Origin of the sequence: Microbacterium sp., from assembly GCF_031179285.1 — a bacterium.
Classification (GTDB): domain Bacteria; phylum Actinomycetota; class Actinomycetes; order Actinomycetales; family Microbacteriaceae; genus Microbacterium.
Genome location: NZ_JAPSHY010000059.1, coordinates 1 through 4804, shown reverse-complemented (window position 1 = coordinate 4804; position 4804 = coordinate 1). Strand labels below are relative to the sequence as shown.

Here is a 4804-nt window from a genome sequence, read left to right as displayed (position 1 = left end):
TCAGACGGCGGCAGCCGTGGTGCCGGGCACGAGTACGCCGGAGAACGAGCGCCGCACCGTCTCACCGGTGTCGCCCGAGGTCAGCAGGCCCTGCATGGTCTCGACGGCGGCAGCGGCGACGTCTTCGACCGGAATCCGCACGGTCGTCAGCCCGAGCAGGTCGGCACCGGGCAGGATGCCGTCGCAGCCGGTCACGCTCAGATCCGACGGCACCGTGAGACCCGCCGCACGTGCCGCCCGCATCACCGCGAGCTGGCGGTAGTCCGAGGCGCACATGACCGCGGTCGCCCCGGCGCGCACCGAGCCCAGCGCCTCGTCGACGCCCTCTTCGGGCGCGGCACCGGCCGAGATCATCGTCACCGACGCGCCGGCGTTGATGAGCGTCTCGCGCATCGCCATCGCTCGCAGGTGTTCGGGATACGACGCCTCGGGCCCGCCCGCCAGCACCACGACATTGCGATGCCCGAGCGACAGGACATGCGACGCCAACAGGCGCCCGTGCGTCGGGTCGTCATAGTGCGCGGTGTGGATCCGCCCCACCGACTCCACGCGCCCCGCACGGACGATCGGCACCTGGTCGGCGAACGGCTCGAGCTGCGCGGCGCTGATGCCACCCGTCGCCACGATGAGCCCCGCCACCCGCATCCCGAGCAGGCGGTGCAGCGCGTTCACCTGCTTGGCGCCCTGCTCGTCGGCGCCGATCGTCACCGTCACGAGATCGAGCCCGCGGCGATGCGCCTCGTCCTGCAGGCGCGAGAACAGCAGACCGTAGGCGGGGTTGCTGGCATCGCGCAGCATCAGTCCGACCGTGCCGGTGCGCCCGGCGGCGAGCTCGGCGGCCACCGTGTTGCGGACGTACCCGAGGCGCTCGGCGGCCTCGAGAATCCGCTGCTGGGTCTCGGGCGAGAAGCGCCCCTCGCCCTTCAGCGCCCTCGTCGCCGTCGCCCGCGACACCCCCGCGGCCGCCGCGACATCACTGATCGTGACGCGCAGCGCCGGCGTTCCGGCATCCGACGAACTCACGACGCCCTCCGACGGCGGCGCGACGCAGCCCGAGAAGAGCGGGTGCCCGAACCTCGTCCATACACGAGATACATCGTGGCACCCATGATGATCATCAGCAGCACCGTGTAGACGAACGTGATCGGCATCGCGTCGAGGTTGTTCTCGCCGCGCGTGCTCTCTTGGATCGCCACACCGAGCGGCTGATAGAGCGGGTGATAGAGGAAGATCGCCGCGTCGTAGTCGTCGAGCAGGCTGTTGAAGTTCAGCGCCGTGATCGCCGCGGCCGTCGGCAGCACGAGCGGAATCAGCACCCGGCGGAACGCGGTGAGCGAGCGGGCTCCGAGGATGCGCGAAGCATCTTCGAGCGAATCCGGCACCGACGCGAACGACGCCTTCAGCAGCCGCAGCGTGAACGGGATCTTCACGCAGATGTACGCGATCAACAGCAGCACCGGCGTGCCCGTCAGCACGATGTTGCCGACCACCGCCTGCGGCCGGTCGAACGTCACCACCAGCGCGAGCGCGATGAGCACGATCGGAAGGATCCACGGGATGTGCAGCACGTACTCCATCGCGGTGGTCAGCGCGTTCCGGTGCTTCTGCAGCACCCGCGCCACGAACAGCAGCCCGCCTACGACGATCACCGAGGCCAGCGCGCTGTACACGACGCTGACGATGAACGGACGAATGGCCGCTGCGCTCGAGAACACCGTGATGTAGTTGTCGAGCGTGAAGCTGTCGAGCGTGATGGCACCGGCGAGGATGCTGCGCGCATCGACGAACGAGAAGATCACGATCAGCACGACGGGGATCAGGTAGATCACCCAGAGCAGGTACGCGATGACGTGCACGACGACGTTCGCGAAGGGGTTGCGGATCGGCTGCTTCTGGATCGGCGTCGCCACCTTCGCGACCGAGAAGTACACGCCCGACTTCTCGGCGCGGTTCATGATCGCGAGCAGGATGATGGTCGCAAGACCCAGCACGATCGCGAGGAGCGCGGCGATGTCGCGCGTGATCGGGCTGCGCGAGAGGTCGATGATGAGCGGCGCGACCGTCTGGAAGTCGGGTCCGCCGAGCACGAGAGGAGCGGTCAGCGCGCCGAGGCCGATGAGGAACGTCAGCACCGTGACGGCGAACAGCATCGGCTTCATGACCGGCAGCACGATGCGGCGCAGGATCGTCCAGCTCGACGCGCCCATGAGTTTGGCCGCCTCTATCGAGGCGTAGTCGACCTTGCCGAGCGATGACGACAGGAACAGCATGTGGTTCGTCGTCGTCGCGAACGTCATCACGAACGCGACGGCGAAGAAGCCCGAGAACCAGTCGCGGTTCATGTCGGGCCAGGCGTTCACCATCATGTTGGTGACGAACCCGAACTTGCCGTAGATGAAGTTGTAGCCGGCGGCCAGCACGATGCCGCCGTAGATGAGGGTGGTCGCGTAGCCGAGCCACAGCACCCGCGCCCCGCGGATCTTGAAGTACTGCGTCACCAGCACGATGAACACGCCCACCACGTTGACGGTGATCGACAGGGTGATCGCCAGCAGGAAGCTGTTGCCGAGCGTCTTCATCGCGCGCTCGCTGCCGAGCAGCTTCTCGACCGCTCGGATGCTGAACTGCCCGTCGGGGAAGAACGTCGTGCCGAGCAGGGCAGCGTTCGGCAGCACCAGGAAGGCGGCCGCGAACCAGATGACGACGATGCCCGTCACCCACGCCATCGGCGAGCGGAGCATCGAGCGGATGCTGCCGGGGCGGCCCCGCTTGCTCGTACGGCCTTCGGGAGCCGCAGCTGTGCCGGTCAGGGCGCCGGGCTCGCCGGGGAGGCCGGCCGACGGCGGCGGGACCGGGGCGGAACCGAGCTGAGGATCGTTCATGTCACGCCGCCGGGTACTGCAGGATCCAGCGAGGGTCGACGTCGACGCGGACGACGTCGCCGGCATCCCACGTGCGGGCGCTCGCGCCGGCGGGAACGCTGACGCGCAGCATCCCGTCTTCCACTGTCACCGTGTAGACGCTGTGGCTGCCGTGGTACGTGCGGCCGACGATCTCACCCTCGAGCCAGGTGGAGGCGGCGCTCGCCGCATCAGGGGCGGCGAGGTGCAGTTTCTCGGGACGGACGTAGCTCTCCGCCGTGGTGTCGAGTCCGCCCCCGATGCTCACGAGCTGCGCCGGGGTGAGACGGTTGTTCTCGCCGATGAACCGGCAGACGAACGGCGTGGCACTGCGGTCGTAGATCTCTTCAGGAGTGCCGACCTGCTGCAGGTGCCCGGCATCCAGCACCGCGATCCGATCGCTGAGGGTCAGCGCCTCTTCCTGATCGTGGGTGACGTAGACCGTGGTGACGCCGACCTCGTGCTGCAGCTCTTTGAGCTGCTCGCGCAACTGCACCCGGAGCTTGGCGTCGAGGTTCGACAGCGGCTCGTCGAGCAGCAGGATGCGGGGCGTCAGGACGAGAGCGCGGGCGATGGCCACGCGCTGCTGCTGCCCGCCCGACAGCTCGGAGACGTTCTTGTCGAGCTGGCCGGACGCCAGCCCGGTGCGCTCGGCGATCTCGTCGACGCGGCGGTTCTGCTCGGCCTTCGACAGGCGGTCGCCGCCCTTCTGAACGGTCAGGCCGAACGCGATGTTCTCACGCACGTTCATGCTCGGGAACAGCGCATAGTTCTGGAACACCATGCCGACACCGCGCTTCTCGCTCGGGACGCGGGTGACGTCGCGGCCGGCGATGAGGACGCGGCCGCCGGTCGGCTCGACGAAGCCTGCAAGCGAGCGCAGGGCCGTGGTCTTCCCGCATCCGGAGGGACCCAGGAGGGTGAAGAACTCACCCTCCTGGATCTCCAGATCGAGGTGCGACACCGCGCGGTGCTCACCGAATACGACATCGACGTCTTCGAATCGGATCATGGTGTGCTCCGCAGTGCCTTCCTCGTGGGTGGGGTGGGTCAGCCGATGTACTCGAGCGTGACCTTCTCGACCCACGGGCCGAGGTTCTCGCTCACGAAGCCGAAGTCGATCTCCTGGCGGGGCAGGTTGTCCATCAGCTCGACGACCTCGGGGTTCGCCTTCTCGATGGCATCCGCGTTCACCGGCATCGCGTTGAACTCGGCGGCGAACTCGCCCTGCACCTCAGCGCTGCCAAACCAGTCGATGAACTCCTGGGCCTGCTCTTCGTTGCCGGAGCCCGCGATCGGAGCGATCTGCTCGGTCACGTACGGCACGCCGTACTCCGGGACGATGATGCCGGTCTTCGTGCCGTACTCCTCGTCGCGCGCAGCGATGCCGCTGGAGGGAAGGACCGCGTAGTCAATCTCCTCACGGGTGATGCGGGCGTAGGGGTCGGTGCCTTCGACCGCGGGCGAGCCGTTGGCGAAGTACGACTCCACGAGCTTCCAGCCGTCATCGCTGACACCGAGGTCGCCGTCCTCGTCGAGGTTCTCGGTGAGGATGCTGGCGAGTACGAGCTGCGGGGTGGCCTGGCCGAGCGCGGTGTTGACCTCGTAGCGGCCGGCGTAGCCCGTGCCGGTGTAGAGCTCTTCGAGCGACTCGGGGGCGTCGGTGATGCGGTTCTCGTCGTAGACGGTGACGATGGCCTGCTCGACGAGCGGCCAGTAGGCGCCGTCGGCCGGGTCGCCGGCGTCTTCGGGAACCTCGCCAGACCAGCTGGGCTCATAGGCGGTGATGGCCTCTTCGGCCTTCAGCTGCTCGAAGAACATGTTGTTCAGGCCGAACACGACGTCGCCGACGGGGTTGTTCTTCTCGGCGATGATGCGGTTGGTGAGGTCGGCGCCACCGAGGC

The 4804-nt window shown here is 67.8% G+C and carries 4 protein-coding genes; all 4 read right to left on the bottom strand.

Annotated elements, in window-relative coordinates; translation table 11 throughout:
* The gene (locus RIN18_RS17180) at positions 1-1023 is read right to left on the bottom strand and encodes a LacI family DNA-binding transcriptional regulator (protein ID WP_309105200.1); all 1023 of its coding nucleotides are present in this window, start codon (positions 1021-1023) and stop codon (positions 1-3) included.
* Entirely contained in the window at positions 1020-2882 is a 1863-nt protein-coding gene (locus tag RIN18_RS17175; RefSeq protein WP_309105199.1) for an iron ABC transporter permease, read from the bottom strand. The genes RIN18_RS17180 and RIN18_RS17175 overlap by 4 nt, the downstream gene beginning before the upstream one ends.
* A gap of 1 nt (position 2883) precedes the next feature.
* Positions 2884-3912 (bottom strand): ABC transporter ATP-binding protein, encoded by a 1029-nt coding sequence (locus tag RIN18_RS17170; RefSeq protein WP_309105198.1) that lies wholly within the window; start codon positions 3910-3912, stop codon positions 2884-2886.
* Positions 3913-3950: 38 nt separating this feature from the next.
* Positions 3951-4804 (bottom strand): extracellular solute-binding protein (locus RIN18_RS17165; RefSeq protein ID WP_309105197.1); only part of this gene is annotated, 854 nt, incomplete at its 5' end.